Annotated in this window: 21 protein-coding genes; 8 read left to right on the top strand and 13 right to left on the bottom strand. The window is 47.8% G+C overall.

Features of this window, described 5'->3' with window-relative positions; genetic code table 11:
- Positions 1-90: 90 nt before the first annotated feature.
- Together IFU39_RS22020 and IFU39_RS22015 are read right to left on the bottom strand one after the other, a co-directional pair.
- Positions 91-1302: a nitric oxide synthase oxygenase gene (locus IFU39_RS22020; protein ID WP_192135124.1), complete on the bottom strand. Its 1212-nt coding sequence runs from the start codon at positions 1300-1302 to the stop codon at positions 91-93.
- 127 nt (positions 1303-1429) lie between these two features.
- A complete protein-coding gene (locus IFU39_RS22015) occupies positions 1430-1909 on the bottom strand; it encodes a Dps family protein (protein WP_192134859.1) in 480 nt (159 codons plus the stop codon).
- Between the two features lie 359 nt (positions 1910-2268).
- On the opposite strand from IFU39_RS22015, the gene IFU39_RS22010 reads away from it, so the two are divergent.
- Positions 2269-2619, top strand: a complete 351-nt coding sequence (locus tag IFU39_RS22010; RefSeq protein ID WP_192134858.1) for a cupin — start codon at positions 2269-2271, stop codon at positions 2617-2619.
- Positions 2620-2716: 97 nt separating this feature from the next.
- Here IFU39_RS22010 and IFU39_RS22005 read toward each other — a convergent pair whose 3' ends face one another.
- Positions 2717-3454 (bottom strand): HAD family hydrolase, encoded by a 738-nt coding sequence (locus IFU39_RS22005; RefSeq protein WP_192134857.1) that lies wholly within the window; start codon positions 3452-3454, stop codon positions 2717-2719.
- 183 nt (positions 3455-3637) lie between these two features.
- On the opposite strand from IFU39_RS22005, the gene IFU39_RS22000 reads away from it, so the two are divergent.
- A complete protein-coding gene (locus tag IFU39_RS22000; RefSeq protein ID WP_149846837.1) occupies positions 3638-3823 on the top strand; it encodes a hypothetical protein in 186 nt (61 codons plus the stop codon).
- A gap of 180 nt (positions 3824-4003) precedes the next feature.
- On the opposite strand, the gene IFU39_RS21995 is transcribed toward IFU39_RS22000, so the two are convergent.
- From IFU39_RS21995 to IFU39_RS21965, 7 genes are all read right to left on the bottom strand, one after another.
- On the bottom strand, positions 4004-5743 hold the full coding sequence (locus IFU39_RS21995) for an adenine deaminase (RefSeq protein ID WP_192134856.1): 1740 nt from the start codon (positions 5741-5743) through the stop codon (positions 4004-4006).
- A 174-nt stretch (positions 5744-5917) separates the two neighbouring features.
- Positions 5918-6976 carry an ABC transporter ATP-binding protein gene (locus tag IFU39_RS21990; protein ID WP_192134855.1) on the bottom strand — a complete coding sequence of 353 codons (1059 nt, stop codon included), beginning with the start codon at positions 6974-6976 and terminating at the stop codon, positions 5918-5920.
- Positions 6977-6994: 18 nt separating this feature from the next.
- Positions 6995-7786 carry an ABC transporter permease gene (locus IFU39_RS21985; RefSeq protein ID WP_017691790.1) on the bottom strand — a complete coding sequence of 264 codons (792 nt, stop codon included), beginning with the start codon at positions 7784-7786 and terminating at the stop codon, positions 6995-6997.
- A 4-nt stretch (positions 7787-7790) separates the two neighbouring features.
- The gene (locus tag IFU39_RS21980) at positions 7791-8612 is read right to left on the bottom strand and encodes an ABC transporter permease (RefSeq protein ID WP_036612869.1); all 822 of its coding nucleotides are present in this window, start codon (positions 8610-8612) and stop codon (positions 7791-7793) included.
- Between the two features lie 204 nt (positions 8613-8816).
- Entirely contained in the window at positions 8817-9755 is a 939-nt protein-coding gene (locus IFU39_RS21975; protein WP_192134854.1) for a nucleoside hydrolase, read from the bottom strand.
- A 307-nt stretch (positions 9756-10062) separates the two neighbouring features.
- Entirely contained in the window at positions 10063-11133 is a 1071-nt protein-coding gene (locus IFU39_RS21970) for an ABC transporter substrate-binding protein (RefSeq protein WP_036613093.1), read from the bottom strand.
- Positions 11134-11383: 250 nt separating this feature from the next.
- Entirely contained in the window at positions 11384-11728 is a 345-nt protein-coding gene (locus tag IFU39_RS21965; protein WP_017691786.1) for a Na-translocating system protein MpsC family protein, read from the bottom strand.
- 374 nt (positions 11729-12102) lie between these two features.
- Here IFU39_RS21965 and IFU39_RS21960 point away from each other — a divergent pair, with 374 nt between their 5' ends.
- The 3 genes from IFU39_RS21960 to IFU39_RS21950 all read left to right on the top strand — a co-directional run bounded on the left by IFU39_RS21960 (position 12103) and on the right by IFU39_RS21950 (position 16142).
- Positions 12103-13020: a zinc ribbon domain-containing protein gene (locus IFU39_RS21960; protein ID WP_149846840.1), complete on the top strand. Its 918-nt coding sequence runs from the start codon at positions 12103-12105 to the stop codon at positions 13018-13020.
- Positions 13021-13418: 398 nt separating this feature from the next.
- Entirely contained in the window at positions 13419-14150 is a 732-nt protein-coding gene (locus IFU39_RS21955) for a DUF3105 domain-containing protein (protein ID WP_188310507.1), read from the top strand.
- A gap of 273 nt (positions 14151-14423) precedes the next feature.
- Positions 14424-16142 (top strand): methyl-accepting chemotaxis protein, encoded by a 1719-nt coding sequence (locus IFU39_RS21950; RefSeq protein ID WP_149846842.1) that lies wholly within the window; start codon positions 14424-14426, stop codon positions 16140-16142.
- Between the two features lie 146 nt (positions 16143-16288).
- Here the strand turns inward: IFU39_RS21950 and IFU39_RS21945 are convergent, their stop codons facing one another.
- Together IFU39_RS21945 and IFU39_RS21940 are read right to left on the bottom strand one after the other, a co-directional pair.
- Positions 16289-17242 carry a nucleoside hydrolase gene (locus tag IFU39_RS21945; RefSeq protein WP_017691781.1) on the bottom strand — a complete coding sequence of 318 codons (954 nt, stop codon included), beginning with the start codon at positions 17240-17242 and terminating at the stop codon, positions 16289-16291.
- Positions 17243-17517: 275 nt separating this feature from the next.
- Positions 17518-19761 (bottom strand): MMPL family transporter, encoded by a 2244-nt coding sequence (locus IFU39_RS21940; RefSeq protein ID WP_192134852.1) that lies wholly within the window; start codon positions 19759-19761, stop codon positions 17518-17520.
- A gap of 176 nt (positions 19762-19937) precedes the next feature.
- Here IFU39_RS21940 and IFU39_RS21935 point away from each other — a divergent pair, with 176 nt between their 5' ends.
- A complete protein-coding gene (locus IFU39_RS21935) occupies positions 19938-20564 on the top strand; it encodes a TetR/AcrR family transcriptional regulator (protein WP_192134850.1) in 627 nt (208 codons plus the stop codon).
- A gap of 90 nt (positions 20565-20654) precedes the next feature.
- Positions 20655-21245, top strand: coding sequence for a GNAT family N-acetyltransferase (locus IFU39_RS21930; protein WP_192134847.1), 591 nt, complete (start codon positions 20655-20657; stop codon positions 21243-21245).
- A 40-nt stretch (positions 21246-21285) separates the two neighbouring features.
- Here IFU39_RS21930 and IFU39_RS21925 read toward each other — a convergent pair whose 3' ends face one another.
- On the bottom strand, positions 21286-22182 hold the full coding sequence (locus tag IFU39_RS21925) for a diacylglycerol/lipid kinase family protein (RefSeq protein ID WP_091012681.1): 897 nt from the start codon (positions 22180-22182) through the stop codon (positions 21286-21288).
- Positions 22183-22501: 319 nt separating this feature from the next.
- Here IFU39_RS21925 and IFU39_RS21920 point away from each other — a divergent pair, with 319 nt between their 5' ends.
- Positions 22502-23095 (top strand): hypothetical protein, encoded by a 594-nt coding sequence (locus IFU39_RS21920; protein ID WP_192134845.1) that lies wholly within the window; start codon positions 22502-22504, stop codon positions 23093-23095.
- Positions 23096-23158 lie beyond the last annotated feature (63 nt).

Genomic DNA, 23158 nt, shown 5'->3' with positions numbered 1-23158 from the left:
CATATAGAGAAAGAATCTTCTTCGTTTTTTCCTATTTTTAAAGCTCTTCCTTTGAAAAAAAGATCACAAAAAATAACCCGTCTGCACAATTTAATGTGCAAACGGGCATTTCATCAATGCATCCCCGCCCTGTGGCTGGAGATGCTCTACCTGTGCATTCTGCTGCTCACTGCTTCGCAGTTCTGCGGCAGATGCCACGCCATCTTTCAGCGTATACGCCTGATCCTGATGGAAAAAGTTCGGCTTCACAATCTCATTGCGATAGGAGCTGTGGAAAATATGCGTTGTCGCCGGAGATACCGGCGGAATCAGCCACACCCAATCTCCGGTCAGCTCACGTCCAGCCTTCTCTTCCCGCTGTTCAAACATAGCAAATTGCGCTGCCGCCGTGTGGTGATCCACAATGCTCACACCTGCTTTTTTGAACGAATGCAGCACAGCGACATTCAACTCCACCAACGCCCGGTCCTTCCACAAAGTTGTTTCACTTGACGTATTCAACCCAAACGCTGCCGCCACCGCAGGCAGCTTGTTATACCGGAACGTGTCCGCCAGATTACGGGCACCGATCTCGGTACCCATATACCAACCATTAAACGGCGCTGCCGGGTAGGATATACCACCAATCTCCAGACGCATATCAGCGATCATCGGCACACCGTACCAGCGCATGCCAAGCTCCGCAATCTCTTCACGCTCCGGGTGTTCGATAAGAACTTCCACAATCTCTTCTTCGGGTATAACATACCACTCTGGCGCTTGTCCTTGTGCCTGAATTATGAGCGGTAACACATCATAAGAGCCACCTGCTCCCTGCCAGCCAAGGGACATGGCCGCCTTGGTCAGCTCCACGGAAGCAGGATCTCCAATAACGCCTTGCTCTGTCTCATATCCTGCATATCGAATAAGCTGATGATTCCAGAGACGTACCGGAGCTCCATTTGGTCCATCCGGCGGAAGGATCGTAATCATCGGAATGACCTTGCCTCCGTTGGATGCCACATGAATGTGGTTCAACACAGCCTCCGCTGCCGCTCCTGCTGTATCGGCATGACGAGCATCCACGATCCGCAGTTTATCCCAGAACAGCCGCCCGATGCAACGGTTGCTGTTCCGCCAGGCCATTTTGCAACCTTGCTCCAACTCTTCTGTGGTATGCACATATGTACCCGTTACTTCGATCTCACCCATAACGACAGCAAGCCGGGCCTGCGCGTCTTCACGCGAATGGCCCAGCTCTTCATAACATGTATATATAAACCGTTCAGCTTCTTCCTGCATTTGTTCCAGGCCTGACCGCATCATTCATTCCACCATTCTGTACATCTTGGATGCCATCATTATACGGCAAGCGCACCGGATTTGTAAGCGAACGGATACTTTGTTCACGGACTCTACATATCGTTGTCAGGATGAAGGGTGACTTTGCTTATTTGCCCAGAAATGCGTTTAACATCCAGACCTCTTTATCCAGCGCAGCGGTGAATCCAATTAGCATATCTTCCGTTGCGTTATCTTCTGCTTCTCCCGCTTCGTGGATACCTTGATGAATCACTTCCACCATCGTACGCAGATCAGCAACCACTGCCTCTACCATACGCTCAGCAGACAACTGGCCTGGTGCCTCTTCAATTGGAGACAGACGCAGTTGTTCAGCCATTGTAGCCACCGGACGTCCACCAATAGCCAGCAAACGTTCTGCAACTTCATCCATATTCGCCGTAGCCAAGTTGTACAACTCTTCGAATTTGGCATGCAGTGTGAAGAAATGAGGTCCTTGGACATACCAGTGGAAGTTATGCAGTTTCGTGTACAATATGGACCAACCTGCGATCTGACGGTTCAGGGCATCTTGAAGTGCTGTGGCATTGTTAGCAAAAGTGTTGTTTCTAGTTTGGATTGTGCTCATGGAATTTATCCCCTCTCGAATATAAAAATAGAATTTGAATGATTGTAAGGGCGTTGCTTTGATTCATCATTTTAATTTAGACTTAATCTAAATCTTGTTTTAATTATAACACTGCATATCCGGTTTGGGAAGGCTTTTGCACGGTCTTATAAATGAAGATTCCATGAAGTACAGCTTCATAGAAACGATGACACAGGCGTTAAACGAAATGAGAGGTGTAAACAAACTATTCCTCAACGATTGGAGCTATGATAGACTCATCTGATTGGGTTTCCATATTTTTTTGGAGTAGGATGATACCATCATAAGGAACGTTGCTATTGTAGGAAGTTAACTTAGTCACGATTGCGGAGGTAAACATGAGGATATTTCAATTTAAACGAGAGTCCGGGAAGAAGATTACCAAATTCGATTCTAATTTCGTCATGTCACGTATTACGCAGACCGACAAAACAGCTCATATCGGATGTATGCACTTACCTGAGGGTGGAGTAATCGGTTATCACCAAGCAGTGGTTCCGCAACTCCTTTTGATCGTTAATGGAGAAGGCTGGGTTAGAGGCGAAGCAAATGAATACATCAAAGTTCATTGTGGCGAAGCGGTTCTGTGGGATACACATGAATGGCACGAAACCAAAACAGAAACTGGACTCATGGCCATTGTAATTGAAAGCAAAGAGTTAGACACCTCATTATTAATGCCTTTATAGAAGGTATAACGTAAGAAATGAAGTCCTTCTTTAACACCAAAAAGCAGACCTGCACCTAAAACGGTAACAGGACTGCTCCTTTAAAACATAAATCTCCTTAAACACGGACATATTCAAAAGTCAGAATACGACTGATCTCTTCATAGCTTGATGCTACAAAATGAGGTTGATGATCGGACTCCGGCAGCGCCTCCCGATGGTTGAACCAGATAATTGTCCACCCCGCATCGACCGCACCTACCACATCATTACGCCACGAGTCTCCAATATAATAGCTGGAACGGGCATCTGTCCCGGACTGCTTACTCACATATTCGAACAACCTGCGATCCGGCTTCGCATAACCAGTCGTACCGGAAATGAAGATCAGATGCTCGTCCACGAGACTGAGCACATCCAGTGCTTCAAGTTTGCGCCGCTGATGCTCTCCTTCTCCATTGGTTATTAGACCAACGGTATGGCCTTCTGCCTGAAGCCTTCTAATCAACTCGTATGCTCCTTCAAAAGGCACAATCTCAAACTGTCTGCTCAGATACTGAGCTTGCAGTTCTTCAGCCTGTCCAGATTGTAGGGGGAGTCCAAACTCCTCCATCGTCAACTCAAACCTCCGACGGCGCATTCGCTCCACCGCATCCGGCTCCGGTACAGCAGACAGATCTTCTTGTGCAGACAGCCAGTCACTATAATAACGAAAACGGTGATAGGCATCAGCAAAAGGAAAATCATCCGATAGGCCGAGAACATCCTGCAACGCCCCGCGAAGCGGCTGTAAGTGATCATATAAAGTATCATCCACGTCGAAAAATATGGTCTTGGCATCATTTTTTATATTCATAGTTGTAACTGATCCTCCTGCTCCTGTCTCAAACATTCTCTTCTTATTACTATATATGTAATCCTATGCCTCGTCCAAAAGGGATTTGGTAAACGTGGACAATCCATGATTGCCACATCCCAGTTACTGGAATATAATTTATTAAAGATCACAACCAAAATCATGAAAAGGTGGAATGAACATATGAGTACTACAATAGAGAAATGCACCGATTGTGGAGGCACGTCCTTCGTACAGGCATCCGACTTCATCAATCTTCGTCCATTGGATAAGAAATTGTCGATGGGTTCAGAAAGAGTATATACCGTGTGTTTGGACTGCGGAGAAGTGGTCTCCATTAAGGTGAAGAATCCAGAGAAATTAAAATAAGCAGGGTTCGTATTTAATATAATTACAAGAACATGATAATACGAATATGAATCCGTGAAAAAGAAGCCCTGGCTCACCTGAGTGAACTGGGGCTTCTTTTTCTTATGGAGCAAACAAACGATATAACAACGAATCATCTAATGAATTATCGGAAGAAGACCACCAGATGTCTCTATCCACTTATACAATCAATGATACAACCTTACCTGCATTCACATCAATTAGGCCATGGTCCGTAATCTTCAAAGCGGGACTTACGGCAAGGGAGTGAGTACTTAGCGACATGATCGGGTTGTAATGTACATACCCAAGAGACAACATGGCTGCCCTCAGCTCCTTCACTTGATGGGAAACCACTGCCAGTGGTTCTTCCGTCAAAATGCCGCCTACGGGAAGTTCCAGATGGGACAACACCTTGCCGTCTTCCACCACACAGAAGCCGCCTTGGCTCGAAATTACGGTGTTAGCTGCCAATATCATATCTTCACGATTGCGTCCCACAACCAGCAGGTTGTGATTATCGTGTGAATATGTCGTAGCAATAGCACCACGCTTGATGGTGTCTCCACCGATCAGACCATGTGCGTGATTGCCGTTCACACCATAACGTTCAAAGGTTGCAATCTGTGCATATCCGCTTTCTTCCCAGCGCAATTCGCCATTCGAAGCCTGAACCGGTGCAATATGTTCTTCCACAAAAGTAGAACCATCCTTCACCATCATGACACGGCATTGGTACTCACCTTCACCAGCGAGATCAACACCTGATCCACTGACTTTTGGATCTGACAACTGAATTGCAAAATCAGCTACGCCCAGCTTCTCCAACTGTACACTCTTATAGAAGTGAGGTGGGAACTGCCCGGTAATCCGTTCCTGCTTATACGGTTCGTAATCGTCATAAGCTTTGCGGCCGTTTTTGTACACCTGATCAATAGAGAGATCATCCAAGTTGGATAACAAAACATAATCGGCCACTTTGCCTGGGGCAACACTGCCACGATCAGTCATTTTCATACGGGAAGCAGGGGTAGACGTTGCTGCGTAGATCGCATCTTCCGGACGCATCCCCATCTGAATCGCCTTGCGTACGATATGATCCAGATGACCACGCTCCACCAGTGAATCCGGCATCACATCATCCGTTACGAAGCAGAAATGCTGTGCCACATCATGTTGAATCAGATACTCCATGACCTCAGGCGTCATCGATTTCTCCTGGATTTCAATAAACATGCCTGCTGCAATCCGCGCCTGTAATCCCTCAATGCTCTGATGGGTATGATCGGAATCAATACCTGCGTAGATCAGTCGATGCAGATCGAGTCCAAGCAGTTTCGGTGTATGACCTTCAATCACCAGATCAGGATAGTTTTTGCGGATATGCTGTAAAATCTGGTTGGTCTTGCACTCCGGATCACGGATGACATCGACATAGTTCATGATCTCGCCCAGACAGATAATCTCGCCAGTGGCGAGCAGCACGTCCATATCTTCAATCTCGATCGAACCGCCTGTTGTCTCCATCGGGGTTGCCGGAACGGAACTTGGGATCGCATAGAACATATCCACGGTGGTGTCCCGACTCACAGCCATCATCTCCTGCACACCTTCCAGCCCGAACACATTTGCCATCTCATGCGGTTCTGCGACAATGGACGTTACCCCGCAGCCAATCAGACCATGAGAAAAGGTTTCCGGTGTCACCATCGTACTTTCGATATGCAGATGGATATCAATCAAGCCAGGAATCATGTATCTTCCTCGTGCATCAATGACTTCGTCTGCCTGAAACATCTCCGTTCCACCGGGTCCAACATATAGGAATCTGCCGTCCAACACAGCAACGTTATTCATCTCAAACCGTTTATAATAACTGTTATACACATGTACATTCACAATTAGTTGATCTGCACGCATGGGGCATAATCTCCTTCTTCACAAACATTTCACCGCGATCCGGACTGGACAATGAACCTGTACTTTAATCTGATGTACTGCACTTGATCGCGTACCACTGCCTCGTCCAGAAACATCGTATGAAATGTCTTCTTTACTGCTCTTATTTCTTCAAGCTATTCCTACATTTCACGGCTACTCCACCAGTACAAGCTTGTCCTGTGGGAAAATCAGGCTAACACGCTGTCCACTAAGGTACGGTGTTTCCATCTCCTGATTTGCTGTAAAGTCACCCAGTTCCGTCTCAATCACATACTGATAACTGCGTCCCAGATACGTGCTGACCTTGATAATCCCCGGCAAAGCATTCACCACTTCCGCAGAGGTATCTCCACTAACGATTAGATCATCCGGGCGAATCGCACCTTTACGTGCACCGGGACGTGCTGTTCCAGGATGCGCGGTTGCTGTAAATGTGCGTCCACCCGCATGTAATGTGATGAATTCACCTGCATCGCTGCGATCCGCGAATTCAATAAAATTATGGAAGCCGATAAATCGTGCGACAAACTCCGTTGCCGGATATTTAAAAATCGTTTCCGGGCGGTCGAGCTGCTCGACCACGCCTTTGTTCATAATCGCGACCTGATCCGAAATCGAGAAGCATTCTTCCTGGTCATGAGAGACATACAACGTTGTAATGCCCAGCTCCTGCTGAATCCGGCGAATCTCCACCCGCATGTTAAGACGCAGGTTAGCATCCAGGTTACTGAGTGGTTCGTCGAACAAGAGCAGGTCAGGCTCAATGACCAAGGCACGAGCAATGGCCACACGTTGACGCTGTCCACCGGACAGTTCTTGTGGAAAACGTTTCTCAAATCCGTTCAGGTTAACAACTTCCAGGATTCGCATTACACGTGAAGAGATATCCTTGTCTTTCACTTTACGCATCCGCAAGCCAAAGGCCACGTTGTCATAGACAGACAGATGTGGGAATAATGCATAACTCTGAAATACAAATCCGAAGTTCCGCTTGTTCGCCGGAACCTTCGTATAATCCTTGCCGCCGAACATAAACTTGCCCTGTGATGCTTCCAGAAATCCGGCGATGAGGCGCAGCGTAGTTGTTTTGCCGCAACCGCTCGGTCCGAGCAGGGAGAGCAGTTTACCTTTTTCCAGCTCCAACTGAAAATCCTTCAGGATTGTCTGCTTATCGTATGCCACGGATACGTGGTCTAATGTCAGCAATGCCATAGCGTTCTGCGCCTCCAATTAACGTTTAGTAAAGTATGAAAATCCGCCCATGATCCGTTCGATCACGAACATTAAGAGTCCAGTCAGTACCATTAACAGCACGGAAATCGCTGCAATCGTTGGGTCAAAGTAATTCTCGACATACGTCAGCATCTGAATCGGCAATGTGCTTACCCCTGGTCCGGTCATGAACACGGAGATATCCACGTTGTTGAACGACTCCAGGAAGGCAATCAATACCGCAGCGATAATGCCTGAGCGAATGTTAGGAAGTACAATCGTGAAGAACGTTCTTACCCGTCCCGCCCCAAGACTCAGCGCAGCTTCTTCCACGGCGAAGTCAAAGCTCGACAGACTCGATGCGATAACCCGAATAATGAATGGAAGCATGATAATCGTATGACCAATCAATAGTCCAAGGTACATCGGCAGATGGTAGATTACGATCAGATATTTCATCAATGTAAAACCAAGCACGATTCCCGGGATCAGTACCGGGGACAGGAACAGTGCGTTCAGCACGGACTTGCCTTTGAAATCGTAACGACTGAGTGCATACGCAGCCGGTACTCCGAGCACCAGTGCCAACAGGTTCCCCAGCAGGGAAATGATGATGGACGTCTGGAATGTGCGGAGGAAACCGCCTGTGTTGAAAATATTCTCATACCAGCGGAAGGAGAACCCTTCCGGCGGAAATTTGAGTACCGTTCCCGGTTCAAACGAAGTGACCGATATGATCAGAAGCGGGCCCAGCAGAAAGATAAAGACCAGCAGACTGAACAGGCCCAGCCCGATATGTTTCTCCCGCATATGTCTACCCCTTCGGATTTAAAGTTTTGGCCATTTTGTTCATGACACCGACCACGACAAATGTAATTACAATCATAATCGCGGCAACAACCGAGGCCAGATACCAGTCGTTGAGGGTCATGGCGTTCTGATACAGGAACGTAGCAATTACACGCTGCTTGCCTCCAAGGAGGGCAGGCGTGGTATACGCCGTCAGGCTTCCGACAAAGACAAGCACGGCTCCAATCACAAGTCCTGGCACAGCCAGCGGGAACACAACCCGGCGGAATGCCGTAATGCGCGATGCGCCGAGACTTTGCGCTGCTTTGAGCAAATCACCGTCAATGTTCTCCAGCACGCCCACCAGGGAGATAATCATCAGTGGCAGGAACAGATGCGTCAGACCGATCATCATCGCTGCAGGTGTGTACAGAATATCCAGCGGCTTGTCCACGATACCCAGACCAACAAGGGTGTTATTAATCAGCCCTTTTCGTCCAAGAATGATCATCCAGCTAAACGAGCGCACCACCGGGCTCGTCAGCAGCGGGAAGATCGCCAGTGCCAGCAAAATGCCTTTGCGGCGCGGCGCTTTCTGAGAAATATAATAAGCTGTCGGGAATCCGAGCACCACACAGACAATGGTGGTGACCACGCTGACTTGCAGCGTCGTAAGCAATATTTTCAAAAAGTATGGGTCTCTGAAAAAATGCATGTATCCTTCAAACGTGAAGGAGTTTTCTTGGAAAAACGTCGATCCGATCGTCAGGACAATCGGAATGATCATAAATGCCGCCAAAAACACGAATCCCGGCAGCAATAGCCAGTAGATTACTGATTTTTTCATCGCCATACTCCTGACTTGTAAATTTAATTCGAGATTGATACTTGAATACTCCGATTGCAGTACCGTCCTTCGATCCCTGTTATCCCCCGATTTATTGATTGATTTTCATAGGTGAAAATCGAGGGATAAAGGGGAACGCTTCGCTTCTCCAGATCGGTTCTGCACTCTCCGCAAGCGTATAAATATCTAATTGGGGCAGAGCAGCTACGCGTTTAACGCGTTGACAAATAGTTCAAGGAACGCTTCTGCGTCCACGGTTTCGCAGACGAGGGTGTTGGGCTGCTCGCCCAAACGGTTTTGGAAGTCGCATACCATCTGGCCATCGCACAAGCGGCTGGCGGTTTCGACATCGACGTAATATGACTTGCGTCCTACCAGTTCAGGGGCAAGGGCTACGCCCACGGCTAGTGGATCATGTAAAGCGCAAGCGCGGACGCCGTTCATTTGTTCGTAACGGTCGATATAAATCTCTGTGCTCTGAGCGACGTATTCACGAATTACAGGATCTGTGAGACGCTCAATCGTTGCTTCATTCAGCAATGTTTGACGCGTTACATCCAATCCGACTTGGGTAAGCTTCTCGATGCCTGTGTGCAGTACAATGCGTGCCGCCTCTGGATCAGCGTATGTGTTGTACTCGGCGGTCGGTGTAATGTTGCCATGTCCGCGAACCACACCACCCATGAAGATGACTTCCTTCAATAAAGAAGGCAATTCAGGACACTTCATCAGCGCGAGTGCCAAGTTAGTTAAGGGTGCGGTCATGATCAGAGTCAGTTCGCCGGGATACAACTTGGCTTGCTCCACGATAAAGTCTGGCGCAAAACCTTCCTCGGCTTGCTTGGACACCGCCGGATCAGGCAGCGCACCGCCCAATCCGTCCTGTCCATGTACCCGGTGTTCATAATGCGACTTGCGAGTGAGCGGTCCAGCTGCTCCGGCAATGACCGGAATTTCAGGTGCACCCGCTAGTTCAAGAATTTTGCACGTATTCTCTGTTGCCTGCTGGAGTGATACGTTCCCACAGACTGTGGTGATACCGAGAATGTCCAGCTTCCGGCTTTTGACCGCCAGCAAAATTGCCAGTGCATCGTCAATCCCCGTGTCCACATCCATAATGATGCGATTCCGCGATTCATTCATCCGTTCTCAACTCCTATATGGTGATTGGTTGCTTGCTGCAAATGATAAGTTGAACTAAAGAATATTTACACTTACCACTCCGATTACAGAATAACCTTCCGATCGCTGTTATCCCCAGATTTTTTTGAATCCCCTTCTTCAAAGGGAAAATCCGGGGATAGCGTATGCTTCCGAAGCAGCTTTCTTTCAGAAAGCTTTTAGGCGAACGCTTCGCTTCTTCACGTTATTTCTGCCCTCTCCGTTCTCGTGTAAAAAGTTTAGTTAAACTATATAGATCAAAGATAACTATTTAGTCGGTTACTTGTTTTTATTGTGCAATCTCGCGGTTCCAGCGATCTGTCCAGCCTTTAACCTGTTGATTCACAAATTCCATATCCAGCTTGTTCAGCTTCTCAACAACTTCAGCGCCGTATGTTACGCCTTCTGCTTCTTCAGCAGTCAGTTCAACTTTTGTGTTAACCGGGGAATCGACTTTAGCTTTGGCAGATTTCGCTTGTACATCCTGGCTAAGCTGCCAGTTGATGAACTCTTCAGCGAGTTCTTTGTTTTTGCTGCCCTTCACGACATTGATTGTGTTCATCACGGCATATGCACCTTCGCTAGGTGTAACAAACTTTGCATTAGGCACGGCTGCTTTCAGATCTTTGAAATACATTTCCATGATCGGTCCGCCCGCAATCTCTTCTTGGGAGAACATGTTCACGAACTCGGAAGTTTGGCTGTAGAATTTCACCACATTGCCGCTCAGTTTTTTCAGTTCAGCAAATGCCGCATCTTCATTAAACGTATCGTTTCCGGCTACACGGGAAGCTGCATCCACAACCATTGGGCCTGCTGTTGCCGTAATATTCGGGATGGTCAGGTTACCTTCGAACGCCGGGTCCCACAGGTCACTCCATGAAGTCACTTCTTTGGATACGAGATCCGGATTATAAGCGATACCGAGCTGTCCAACCGTGTAGGCCGGGCCATAATCTTCACCAAGTGGTGCTTTGGCAATATCATAAATGTCATTTACATTTGGAATTTTGGAACGGTCGATTTTCTCAAACAGACCTTCATCGATACCTTGTTGTGCATAGTAGTCAGACAGGTAGATGACATCGACATTGGATGTACCCTGACGGATTTTGTTCAGACGTTCAGCGTTATTGCCGACTTCGAGCACGATGTCTACATTATGTTCTTTTTCAAAGGGACCAAATACTTCTTCATTAAAGAAATCTTCGGAGAAGCCCCAAGTGGAGATAACCAATTTGTTCGCTGCGGTTCCTCCACTGCCTGATCCGCCTGTTGCATCATCCGTGCTGCTGCCACAACCTGCAAGTAATACTGATGTCATTGCCACTGCTGCCAAACCGCTAATCCACTTTTTCATCATGATCCTGATTCCCCCTGATATATGTGATGTGTATGAAAAAACAAAAAGAAAAGCATTCTTGTATAAACAAGAACACTTTTCTTCGTAAACAAAGGAAAGCGACACCCGCTGCCGGTACATCATCGGTTTCTGCTTCAGAATCAATCCGAAGACAAACGCCATCATATGAAATTGTACGGAACCTGGTCATGAATCCGGGTCATAACCTCCATATGCATCAACAAGAATCTATCCTTCCGATCCATCCTTAGGCCTGTTCCAGAATCACATTTGTGATAGCCCACTGAGTGGACGCATCATAATCCCGCAATATAGCTTCAATTGGCAAACCCATGTGTTGCTCGAGCTTCTCCCGGAATTTCTTCTTATATAAGACAGACATGCGGAAGTCCACTTCCAGCTTTAAGCCGGGGGCCTCCCCTTCCAGGGCGTCAGAGCGCGGTGAACGTCGGTGCTTCGCGTAGAAGGTCACAATGTTCTGGTCAATGGTCACTCTCAGGAGAGTGGTGCCAAATCCGAACAGTTCCTTCGAGATTTCGTTATAATACTGGCACATCTTCTTCTTACTCTCATTGCTGTCCAGTAGTTCCATGAACTCACCCACATCTCTTACTACCGTACATTCGACGTGTTAACACGATTGATTATACATAAATCTTCTGAAATGAGCAACCCAAAAGATATACTTAACATGTAAATCACACACAGAAGCGAACGATAAGACATTTACCTCCAAAAACAATTCGTCTTAAACCACAGTAAATTTACATTAATATGCCTGCATGTCAGTCCTATACTATTGTTACTTCTAAACTTCGTTTTAATACACAGTAATCGAGTCTTCGTTTCAACTTTCCCTATAAGGGTATTAATTCCTGCGAAACATAGACAAACTTCGTCAACAACCGTTAAAATGAGACACAATGTTGACATGTTTTTATTTTCTAGAAATTGGAGGCTTAACCCATGCAATGTCCAGTATGTAATCATGAAAATGGAGATGCCCAGTTTTGCGAGAGGTGCGGAACTAATCTAACGCGAACTACCTCTTCACCCTCACTTGTAAAGAACCCGGAATCTGCTGCTGCTTCAGAACCCGAATATACTCGCTGGTCCAGCACGCAGGCTACCTCTTCCCAGGCATCCGTTCCATCCAACACACCATCCGTCTCCATCCACAAGGAACAGGCGAGAGAATCAACAGGTACCAATGACCATGCTTCTGCGGGAGACAACAGCTCCAATCAGTGGAATAATATCGTGCAGAATGAGAAAGTTCAGCAAGCCAAAGAAGTAAGCAAACAGTACCTATCCTATTTCCTCAGTGTATTAGCCCGTCCTTATCAGACGATGAAAACCGTTGGTGACCAGCATTCACTAAACGGATGGCTAACAATGGCGCTGATTGCAGTCCTATCTTCTACATACTTCTTAATTACCTTTAGTCGTATAGGCATGGATGGCTTGTTCATTGGTGGATTTATCCGGCCGCTATTGTTCACCGTCATTATCCTGATAGCCTCAATTGCACTGATGTACACTATTCTGAAAATTGAGAAAATAACCTTCCGTCCCAAAACACTGGTTGCCCAGTTCGGTACATTGCTTGTTCCTGCTGTCGTATCCCTTGTTCTGGCGAATCTGTTTATTATCATCTCGTATTCCATCGCGATCGCCTTGCTTGTGGTCTCGTATATCATCATATTTGTCGCTCTAAACTCGGTGCTATTCCAATATCCATTGAATCGTACCAAAGCAGCCATCGACAGTATGTACAGTGTACTCATCGCCAATGTGGTCGTATTCTTTATTCTGTATCGTTTGTTGGGTGAGGTTATTATTGGACTGATCCGGCTGATGCTTTCGCCGTTTGGCCGTCTGTAAACACTTGTTATTTCGATGACAGAAACCTGCCGATCGCTGTTATCTCCAGATTTTTTTAATTCACTTTTACAAAGGTGAAAATCTGGAGATAAAGGCGACCGCTTTCGCTTCTATTCCAATAGATATAGATTCCTCTGACTCTTTAGAGTTATATAAGGCGCTCCCTGCTCACGTGGGGGACGCCTTTTTTAGTTTCCCAAGGCAGCATTGCACTGTGCATGTATCATACACTATAATGTGTAGTGCTAGAGGTGTGTTCTTATTTACGTAATAAACTAATCCAGCAACTCCCGTTACGTAATAAGATGATTCATCTTTGCCATCAACACTACATCACGTAGTGTTATGTCACTCATTTTATAAAGAAAGCAGAGGAACTCTCTATGGACATGACTCATATGAATCATATGCAAATGGAGCACGAGGTAGGTACATCCTACCTGTGGCTCTTCGTAGGTGTAATCGTGTTGCTGTTCTCCATCGCCGCCTATATCTGGGCATCGCGCACACAGGGAAAAATCCTGGGCCACATGAAAAAGAAAGAGCGGGCGGACATCCAGAAAAAAAGTCGATCCCTTCGGCTGGCTGCACATGTAATGATGGCTGTGTCGATTATTACGTTTGGCCTGTTCTTCATGCAAGGAGCAGGTAAAACATATAATGTAGCCGATCTGGAATCCAACGCGACAATCGACGTGACTGACGATAAATATTATGGGGCTGACCATACGGAGGACCCCATTCAGTATGAGATGACAATTCCAACATCGGGGCCGCATAATCCGCATGATATCAAGTTTGGATTTTACACCGACTTCCCCGGCTATAATTACCTGGTACACAATCTGGAGCACGGGGATATCATCATCTATTATCGGGAGAACGCAAGCGAGGATTTGAAGGAACATCTGAAATACCTCGCTAAATTCCGCGAAGCCGGAGCAGGTATTCTGGCTGTACCAAACAAGGATATTCCCGAAGGCAGTGAAGTCGTGGTGACCGCATGGACCAAAACGATGAAACTCGACCAATTCGACGATGCCAAGGTAGGTACTTTTATCAATAAATATATTAATCAGGGACCTGAAAAGATTCCTGCCTCTGTTCGCCAGGGCGGCGGAACGATGTAATGACGTAATCACTCAGTCATGTGAAGCCCCTCTAAGTAGTAACAATCGGGTGTGTCCCAATGATGGGCATGGTCAATATAGGATTGAAACGAAACTAGCTCCCGGATCAAATTGACTCGGGGGCTAATTCTTTATCGAACAGATGCCGATATTTCAAGTAGAAAACTGTATATTTGATATACAATACATACGAACCAAACAAGAACGACAAGCACCAAGTAAAGAGACAAAGAGACGATTGATTCAACAGATCAAGGGGGAACACTTTTACCAATGAACAGTTTGTTTATGAGGATCTTTTTATTTTTTTCCTGTCTGATGCTGGCTGCGGGTGCGGTTCTTGGCATTACCATGTACCGTTCATCGGCTCAACTGGTCGAACAATCCATGGGGATGCAGGCACAGGCTGTGGCTGAACGGGCTGCTGCATTAATTGACACCTCTCTGTATGCACCACTCAGTACCGGACAGGACGAGACAGCGTATTACGGCACATTGCGTGAGCAGCTTAGTCAGCTGCGCGAGGCCAATGGACTCAAGTATCTGTACACCCTTGGTACACGCGAAGAAAATGGAACAAATACATATTTCTACGTTGTAGATGGGGCTGCTGCGGATGTGGCAGAGGATGACTTCTCCCCTTACGGCTCCGCAGAAGAGACCCATTATGAAGGAATGCTGCAAGCTTTTGAACAGAATGAGCCTACTCGGGGTGAACTCACACAGGATGAATATGGCGCTACCATTACTGCGTATGTGCCAATCCATGGAGATGACGGGAAAGTACTCGGATTGGTCGGTGCAGATCTGGACTCCACTGCGGTCTATGAACTGATGTCCCGCAACCGTATGACCATGATCTGGACAGCCTTGGCTATTGTTCTGCTGAGTGTCTTGTTGGTGTATGGATTCGCCCATTACTTGACCCGACCATTGGTGAAGTTGAAGAAGTTAATTACCCAGGTAGGAAAAGGCGACCTGACCGTCAACGTTGAACTTAGTCGCAAGGACGAGGTGGGACAGCTCGCTTCCGAGTTCAAACATCTGGTTACAGGTACCCGTGATGTCATGACGGGCATCCGTCAAAGCTCCGATTCTCTGCTACAGGCTGCAGAAGGTGTATCGAAACATTCACAGGCGACTGCAGAAGCCAGTCAGCGTATTGCCGAGCATACGAATCATACGGCCAGTGGAGCTGCCGAACAGGTAGCTCGTGCGGGCGAAGTTACGGTAGCCATGGAAGAGATCACGCGCAGCATGCAGCACATTGCGAATTCTTCTTCTATGGTCGCGGATGTATCACAGGAAACGACCAATAACGCGGTGCAAGGTCAAGCCAACATCAACACGGCGATGGACAGCATGGACAAAATTCATCAAGCAAATGTGCAGATGGTGGCCTCCACCTCTCAGCTGGAGCAGTACTCAGGTAAAATTGAGTCGGTGGCACACCTGATGAAAGGCATCGCTTCACAGACCAATCTGCTTGCACTTAATGCAAGTATTGAAGCGGCTCGGGCAGGAGAGTATGGCAGCGGGTTTGCGGTGGTTGCCTCAGAGGTTCGCAAGCTTGCGGGGGAATCAGAGCAATCGTCCCAGCATGTCACCGAACTGATCGCCGAGATGACACGCCAGACTGCCCTGTTGTCAGAGCATATGTCTGCCAGCACATCAGCAGTCCAATCCGGTCTCGCTGTTGTTCAGGAGGCAGGCCGTTCATTCACATCCATTCATACCGGGATTGAGACGATGAATGAACGTCTGCACGAAGTATCCGCAGCATCTGAGCAGCTGTCTGCGAGTGCAGAAGAAGTGTCCGCTTCCGTGGAGGATATGGAACATATCTCACGCGAATCCTCTTCAAGTATCCAACAGGTGTCTCATGCTACCGGAAGCCAACTGCAATCCATGGATGAGATGAGTGCATCCGCTGAATCTCTGCGGGTACTGTCCAGTGAGCTGAACGGATTAATTAGTCGATTTAAAATATAACGTGCAGCTTAGATTGTTAGATATCAGCCCAAAACAAAAAGCCGCACGGCAGGGAAGGGATCATGGGGTTCAACCCCATACCCTGACCACTGCCTGCGGCTTTATTTTTGTACCTTTAATGTTGGCACGCCCTGAGGCTGCCTGAATTAATAGCGCTGCGGAGCAGCTTTTTTACCCAAATCCGTCATGTACGTAAAGAACGCTTCCGGATCGGTATCATACACCAGTTGTACTGGACGTCCGTCTGCTTGCTCCACCGTGCGGCCCTGGCTAGGACCATCCGGGATAACAATACAGTTTACGGTTTTTTTCTTCACGATGTCCTCGCGTCCAACGGAAGCCGTTGTCAGCACATCCCACAGATAGTATGTGGAATTTGTCTCACTGTACACCAGTGGCGGACAACCTGCGTAACAGTTACCCAGGAAATCAACGCCTTCGAAGCGACGCTCTGCTGCCCAGCGGTTACGAACGGCTGGAGTCAGAGGTACTTTGTTCGTGCTTTCCAGTGCAACCAGATCGATCTGGATACCACTCTGCCATACACGGTAAGCCGCTTCCGGGTCCCAGAATACGTTCCACTCTGCTGTGCCATCATGCTCAGGCTCTTCTACGTTACCACGCTCGAATGTACCACCCATCCATACCAGCTTGTCGATTTTCTCTTCAATGTCTGGTGCTTCGTCCAGTGCACGCGCAAGGTCAGTCAGTGGGCCTGTGAACAGGAGCAACGTTTTACCTTCGGTATTGCGCACTTTCTCGATTAGATGCTGGTGTGCAGGAACTGCAGAAAGTGGTGCTTCCATTTTGCCGGACTCGTTCAGTACAGGAAGTGCATCTACATAGAAGGAATGCAGTCTCCACGCCGCAGGAAATGGATTTTTCCCTCTGGAGTTGGATTTGGATACCTCTACGGAATATGTACCGAAACGATCGATGATTTTACGGCTGGCATCTGTTGCTGGCTCCAGATATCCGTCTGCCGGAATAACCGATACACCGGTTACATGTACATTGTCCATTTGCAGAAGCATGAACAGCGATACGAGGTCATCCACGCCGCCGTCATGGTTAAAATACACATTAAGTTGGTTCGTCATGCTTGCTTTCATCCTTCCCCTGGTTGTCCCATTGATGTTGATCATCCGTCTGCCCCAAGGCCGACGCTCTCTCTATTATGTCCCATAACCCTTGGCTACGTAAACCTTCCCCATGCAAAGAAAACAAGGATCACGCCTCATCATGCGGATATTTTACAGTTCCACCATTCCATCTCAGGAGCAGACCCGTCCAACTCAATTCCGTGCCATTGTTGTGCAAAAAGAAATGGACAGCAGGCTTGAAGCCCCGCCGTCCATCTCACCCCATCCATGCATTACATGGACTGGTTTTGTTTCTGTTTCTGTTTCTTCTCATTCTTCTCAGCAATCGGAATATACTTGCCTGGCCAGAAGGCCCATTTGCCCAGCAATGTGGTGATTGCCGGAACCATGAACGGACGTACCAGGAATGTATCCAACAACACACCAACAGCCGTTATAATTCCGAATTGCACCAATACTTGAATCGGCAGAGTCGCAAGTACCGCAAAGGTTCCTGCCAGAATCAGGCCCGCAGAGGTAATAACGGAGCTCGTCTCACCGACGCCTTCCTTAATGGCTTGACGAAGCGGCATCGTTTTGCGTTTTTGCCAGATGCTTGAGATCATGAAAATGTTGTAGTCTTCACCCAATGCCACCAAGAATACGAAGGAATACAGCGGAATCGCTCCCTGAATTGCATCTGCTCCAAGTCCATAGTGAATGATGATCCAACCCAGACCCAGTGCAGAGAAATACGAGAGAACAACCGTTGCAATCAGGTACGCTGTAGCTACAACAGAACGCAAGTATAATAGCAGCAACAATGTAATCATGCCAATGACCACTGGAATAATGATCTTGGCATCCCGTTCTCCTGCCATTTCAATATCATATTGTTCAGCCGTCTGACCATCAATCCAGACCTGACTGTCCACATTGGTTACTCCAGCATCTTGAAGCGCCTGTTCCGCAGTAGCCCGCAGATCCGGAATATGCTGCATCGCCTCCATGGAATATGGATTCAGATTAAATTCCACGTCATAAGCCGTAATGTTAGCATTCTTGGCACCCTGTTGGGCATCGCCTACTTTGCTAATGTAATCCAGCGATTCTAGCCGCTGCTTCAGATCAGTTTCTTTACCTTCGGCATCAATGATCACTTTCACTGGAGCCAGCTCACCTTGGGAGAATTGTTCGCCGATGACGGTGAAACCTTCGCGGGAAGGTACATCCTCCGGGAAGGAAGACAACAGATCATACGTGAATTTAACCTGAGTAGAGAATGCCGCCAGTCCTCCCAGCAATACCAACGTAATTGCAAGAACGGTCCATGGCTTCGTTACTACAACACGGCCAATCCAGCTTTCCTTCACTTTGCGCGGGGCAGGAGCCGGTTTGCCTTTTTTCTTCGCACGTTCGACTTCCATCTCATGTGTACGTGGTACGAACGGGTAGAATGAACCCCGACCGAAGATCGCCAAGAGCGCCGGAACCAGTGTCAGACTTGCAATAAACATAATAAAGATGGACAGACTGAACGGTACGGCAAAGCGATGATACGCACCATATTCAGCCAGCAACAGCACCAGTAGTGCTGCAACGACCGTGAATCCACTCATGGCAATGGCGCCGGAAGATCCCGTAATGGCCTGGAAGATGGCTTTCTTTTTGTCCGGCTCATGGTAGAGAATTTGGCGGTATCTGGAGATCATGAACAGGCAGTAATCCGTTCCTGCTCCGAATAACAATACAGTCATGATTGAGATTGACTGTGCGTCCACCGTAATCCAGCCTTGATCCGCCATGAATCCGAGAATCGGACTGGTCACCATATACGCGAATCCAACCGCAATAATTGGGATAATCGCTAGCACTGGCGAACGATAGATCAATAGCAGCAGCACCAATACCAGTACAACCGTAGCGATAAGCAAGGATACATCGGCGGAAGAGAATAGTCCGCTCGCATCAATGGATATCCCTACTGGCCCTGTTACACGAGCAATCAGTGTATTGGCATCATCTATAGCTACATCGAACGGGTTTGCCCCGAAGATGTCTTGTGTTTTTTGCTCAAGTGCTTCAATGCCTTGCTCTAATTGTTCTGCATCGGCACCTTCATTGAAGAAAAGCGGCATAACCAGGGTGCTTCCGTCTTCCGAAAGCTGGCCTTTCAACGCCTGTGGCGGCAATTGATAGAGTGGCACAACGGACTGTTGTTGTTCTACCGGATCTTGATCCAGTCGCTCCGTTAATGCCTGAATGTTCTGAATCTGCTCATCTGTCAGACCGCCTGCTTGACGCCATACGATTAACGCGGGCAGTCCTTCACCACCAGGGAATTCCTTCTCGGCAAGTGCAGCTGCCTGAACCGATGGTTTGGACTCACTTAGATCCTGCGCGTTATTAGTTTCACGATCACCAACAGCAGGCCATACCATGCCAAGCACAACGGCGATAATGATCCATACCAACAGTGTAATCCATTTGCTTCGTTTGCCAGCAACCCAGCGGCCATAACCCGAACCTTCTTGCATTGTCTCTTCATCTCCCTATTCTGTTTCTATGAAGCCCTATTTATGTGATGGTGTAGTAATGAACCATGGGTCATAGTATAATTGATTTAATTATATATACCGGAAGGTTAATTTTGCAATGCCTAATTTGTGAACATGCTTAGCCAGCGATTAAATACGTAAAGAGGTCAGTGATTATGAGCAAAAAAACAAACATCCCCCGGTCACCGGGCAGACCCAAAACGGGTGCCGATCAAGCATCTGTCCAAACCAACATATTGATGACAGCTTCACGTCTGTTTATGGAATATGGGTATGAACCCGTCTCTCTCCAACAGATTGCTTCATTATGCAATGTAACCAAAGCATCAATCTATTATCACTTCACCAGCAAAGCCGATCTGTTCACCGTTGCCATTACCCGCATAATGATGATGAGCATGCAGCAGACTTCGCTCCGCCTGGATGAACCCGGCACATTACAAGAGCGGCTGATCAAGGTTGCGCAAGCGAAGATGCAACACTCCCATATTGAGACGGAGAGCATGATGCGAGAAGCCGAGAAACATCTGAATACGGAGCAACTCAGCCAGATTCGAGAAGCTGAGGTTCAGATCTTCGAAGTGCTTGCGACCCACTTCAAGCAGGAGATGGACAATGGTTATTTGCGTGTTGCCAGTCCCATGCTGCTTGCCCATGCATTTACGTCACTGCTCATGCTCGCGAACCGCGAAGATGTGCGCAGCATGAATGGCGGCAGCATTGAGGAACTTGCACGGGAACTTGTGGCGCTATTTCTGGATGGAGCAGTTAAGCGGAACTAAAGACCCTACTATACATTTGTCTATGAGCAGCACAAGATGATGTCCGGAATGTTGACCCCTTATTCCATCACATTTTAGGAGGAACAACTTATGTCACATTCAAATCCTTCCCCACGCATCCCCCGTCTGCTGGAAACAAAGCGCATATACCTGCGTCCTTTCGAGATTACAGATGTGGAGGCTTACTTCCCCGGTCTGTTTGACGCCGAGATGCGCAGGCTGACGGGAACACAGAATAGTTTCACACGCGCTCAGGTTGAACGTTATGTTGAGAGTGCTGCACAAGATGACACCCGACTCATGCTACTTATTGCTTTACAGGAAAATGACCAGATCATCGGAGATGTCGTCCTGATGGACATGCATGCCAAGAATCGCAGTGCACACATCCGGGTTGCCATCGATCGGGTGGAGCATCAAGGAAAAGGCTACGGTAGCGAGGCATTACTGCTTATGCTGGACTACGGCTTCGGCATCTGTAACCTGCATCGAATCGAGCTTGAGGTGTACGCCTTCAACGAGCGAGCCATTCGCACGTATGAGAAACTCGGATTCCAGCGCGAGGGTGTGAAGCGGGATGTCTTGTTCTACAATCATCAATACCATGATGCCATTCAGATGAGCATGCTGGAGGATGAGTTCAGGCAACGTCATATGATAGATCAGGTAGGTAATAATTAAGTTTCCGTTCAGCCAAAATCAAACCAAAAAACCGGGGGATTTAATAACCCTCCCCGGTTAGAAACTTCAGATGACCCGTGAGCACCGACAGCTCGGCGGGTGTCTTCATATACAATTCGCCATCCGTGTCGGCTGACATTGGGGCATCTGTCTTCACTTTTAACGTAGATGTCTTGAAGTATGAAATGCTCTCACTCTGAGGCTGCCAATCTCCCTCCGGCTTGTGCGACAGAATCTCTCGCAGCAGCGGAATGCCTGTCTCATGAATAATGAGCACGTCCAGTTCGCCATCCTGCAACGCATCCGGTGCAAAGGGCAGGGCATTCGTTCCCAGAAAACGGCCATTGGCTGCGTAGATCATCACAGCTTCGCCTTCCATCTCTTTCCCATCCGCCTCCAGTTGGTATCGAAACGGCTCTGTATGACTAATTGTCTGTAACGTGCTGATGAAGTAACTAAGCTTACCCAGCGCGCCTTTCAGATTCTCGTTAATATTCTGCGAAGCATCACTGATCAAGCCAATGCCAAAAAAGTTCGTGAACACCCGATCATTAGCCCGTCCAACATCAATGGATACCACCCGACCTGCCAGCATTTCTTGTGCCGCAGTCTCTGCATCCGGTGAAATCCCGAGCGAACGCGCAAAGTCATTACACGTGCCTCCAGGCAATATACCAATCAACGGAGGATGTTGCAGATCGGCCAGTCCATTCACGCATTCATGCACCGTGCCATCCCCACCCAGGATAAACACCACATCGAATTGTTCCCCGCGCTCACGACACAGCTTCTCTCCTTCACCAGCTTCATCCGTACGCACAATGACAAGTTCATGGACAGCGGGAGCCAGCACACCAGCCACAAGGCCCACTGTATTCTCACGATTGGCCTTGCCCGAATGATGATGATGAATTAACAACGCTTTGTTAAATTCCATCCCTCTTCCTCCATTCCAATGCTTGTTAACCTTTACCCACAAAGGTTGAAGCCGTAAACAACAAGCCCTTCGCTAAGCACTCATCATGATTCCGAATATGTTTCCCAATAAGGTATGCATCCTAATCCTCATTCAATTCGTAATAGCTAGATGGCCCGTTTATCCATAAACCAATTCCTTTTTTAACCAGATTTATGCATGAGAATGAGGGTTTCTCCGCACCTTAATGTCATAAGGCTGCAAATTTTGCTGGTGAGAACCCATTCAAATCGAGTCAAAACGGTTATATCTATACCATATACGAATGGAGGGATTCCCTATGATTCCGGCAACGTTGGAACAATTGGAGCAAGTTCGCAAGGAATGCCGTACCATGGTTCGCAAAAGAGCTACCGCTTCCGCCGGTACAACACTCGTTCCGCTGCCCGGTACAGACGTACTGGCTGATGTGGGGATGCTGATGCAGTTGCTGCCTGCCATTAACAATAAATTCGGATTATCACAAAAACAGCTGGACGGCATGGACCCCGAGACCAAATCCATGATCTATGGATTCGTCATGTCCATCGGAAGCAAAGTCATCGGTCGTATGATCACCAAGGAATTGGTGGTACAGGTTCTGAAAAGAGTCGGCGTACGCGTAGCCACCAAATCGGTCGCCAAATTTGTTCCATTTGCAGGACAGGGACTGGCTGCCGCACTCAGCTTCACAGCCATGCGCTATGTTGGTAACAAACATGTGGATGACTGTTATGAGGTTGTGAAAGGTATGATTGAGCAGCGCGAATTAATTCCGGGTGAACCGGCTCCGTCTGCGCTGGAGGAAGCTAACAGCGACGACGTGAAGGTAGAAGTGAAGTCTGTCTCTAGCAACGACACTGATGAACCTGCGAAGGAGTCTAAGGATCAATAAATAAAACAATCCATATCCTAATGTCAACCCTCTGGATATACGACAAATAGCCGGGAGCACCCC

It is taken from the genome of Paenibacillus sp. CFBP 13594 (assembly GCF_014842675.1).
GTDB classification, from domain to species: Bacteria; Bacillota; Bacilli; order Paenibacillales; family Paenibacillaceae; genus Paenibacillus; species Paenibacillus amylolyticus_B.
This window is presented reverse-complemented; position numbering and strand designations above follow the sequence as displayed.